We start from the raw sequence: 1505 nt of genomic DNA on the forward strand, positions 1-1505 counted from the left end.
ACGCCCGCCCATGTCGCCTTCCACGCGGCGATCGCCTCGTCGAGCAGCGCGCCTCGCCGGTCGAAATCAGCGCCCAGCGCTTCGAATTCGGCCTTCAGGTAGCCGGCCGCCGTACCGAGGGTGAACCGACCGCCGGAGAGCAGATCGAAACTCGCGGCCGCCTTAGCCGTCAGGTATGGGCTGCGATAGCCCGATACCAGGATGTAGGTCATCAACCGGATGCGGGTGGTAGCGGCCGCCGCGAAGCTCAGCGACACGAACGGGTCGAAGGCGTGGTGGCCGCCGCGGGCCAACCACTCCCGGTCGGGATAGGGGTGTTCAGACATCGAGAAGGCATCGAAGCCGGCCTCTTCCACCAGGCGTGCGACGTCGCCGATACCTGCGCCCTCACACCAGCGGTTCCAGTGCTTGACGGCCCGCATCGGAAACATCAGGTTGTACCGCACTTTGCTCCTATTTACTTTCCGGGCCGACTATCTCACCAGCGATCGCGCGATGATCTCGCGCTGGACTTCCGTGGCGCCTTCGCCGAGCCGCTTGACCCGCAGGTCGCGAAACCATCGCTCCAGCGGCAGTTCGGTGGAGATTCCCAGCGCGCCGTGAATTTGGATGCACCGGTCCAGAACTCGGTAGGCGGCTTCCGTTCCGAACATCTTGGCCACCGACGCGTCTACCCGGACGTCGCGTCCAAGGTCGGCGTTCCAGGCGGCTTGGTACATCAGCAGCCGCGCGGCGCGCAAGTCCACCTCACAATCCACCAGCATCCACTGGATACCCTGCTTATCAGCTAGCCTGCCCCCGAACACGTCCCGATCTCTGGTCCACTGGCAGGTCATGTCCAGCGCGCTCTGCGCAATGCCGATCGGCCCGGCCGCATACACGATGCGGCCGTGCACCAGGAACTCGCTGGCCAACGAAAAGCCCTGTCCCTCAGCGCCGATCAGTTGGGTGGCCGGGAGCCGTACATTGTCGAAGTGCAGTTCGTAAGGGGCGAAGGACGCCATTACGGGGATACGGCTGAACGTGACGCCTGGGGTGTCCTTTTCGAGAATGAATGCCGAGATGCCTTGTCGACCTTCGCCGGTGCGGGCGTATACCACCCCCCAATCGGCGTCCGGGGCGTGCGAAATCCACATCTTGGAGCCGTTGAGCACATAACAGCCGCCGTCACGCGTCGCCCTGAGCTTGATCGCGCGCGCCGGGTCCGATCCGCCGGACGCCTCGGTGATCGCGGTGTAGGCCTTGGACATGGTGCCGTCGATGACGGGTCTGGCGTACTTTTCGAACTGCTCGGGCGACGCCTTGAACATGATGTTGGGCGGGTTGCCACCGAACGCGCCGAGGGCCGGAAAGAACGCTCCCATCCGGCATTTCGCAGCTTCTTCGGCGACCACCACTTGGCCGAGGACACTGAGCCCCGCGCCGCCGTACTCCTCGGGCGTCTGCAGCGACCACAGTCCGATCTCCCTGGCTTTGGCCTGCAACTCGACGAGCTGTTCGCGGGG

The 1505-nt window shown here is 64.8% G+C and carries 2 protein-coding genes; both read right to left on the bottom strand.

Annotated elements, in window-relative coordinates:
- A partial coding sequence (locus WAN71_RS08075) for an LLM class flavin-dependent oxidoreductase (RefSeq protein WP_422224828.1) occupies positions 1–431 on the bottom strand: 431 nt, incomplete at its 3' end.
- Between the two features lie 42 nt (positions 432–473).
- The coding region (locus WAN71_RS08080; RefSeq protein ID WP_422224827.1) for an acyl-CoA dehydrogenase family protein at positions 474–1505 on the bottom strand (1032 nt) is incomplete at its 5' end.

It is taken from the genome of Mycobacterium sp. (assembly GCF_049280035.1).
Lineage (GTDB): Bacteria > Actinomycetota > Actinomycetes > Mycobacteriales > Mycobacteriaceae > Mycobacterium.